Origin of the sequence: Acinetobacter sp. UBA6526, assembly GCF_002434875.1 — a bacterium.
In the GTDB taxonomy this organism is placed as follows: Bacteria; Pseudomonadota; Gammaproteobacteria; order Pseudomonadales; family Moraxellaceae; genus Acinetobacter; species Acinetobacter venetianus.
This window is the reverse complement of the sequence record NZ_DJLC01000193.1, coordinates 1-278: the sequence shown is the minus strand read 5'-3', so window position 1 is coordinate 278 and position 278 is coordinate 1. Positions and strand designations below refer to the sequence as shown.

Sequence of the window (278 nt, the reverse complement as noted above, 5' to 3'; positions counted from 1 at the left end):
AAACGAACTGCAAAGGTACTCTGTGGTGCAAAAATAAGTGACCAATCAAAGCTAATTGCGCCTTCATAGAGTTCTTCAGCGACATCTCGTGCATCATGGGTGAATTCAAGTTCATGCGTATGAATAGGTAACAGCACACGAGATGCAAGACGTGACCACATACAAACGCGATAAGCATTTTCAAGTGTGCCTTTAAATACTAAACGTCCAGCAAAGCGTTGGATATTTTGAATGCCTAAATCTTCGAGTTCTTGTTGTAATAAGGTTTCAAGCCCGTC

General features: G+C 41.4%; 1 pseudogene. It reads right to left on the bottom strand.

From position 1 onward, the window contains the following. Positions 1-278: pseudogene (locus tag B4237_RS13140) on the bottom strand (THUMP domain-containing protein); the annotation flags it as partial.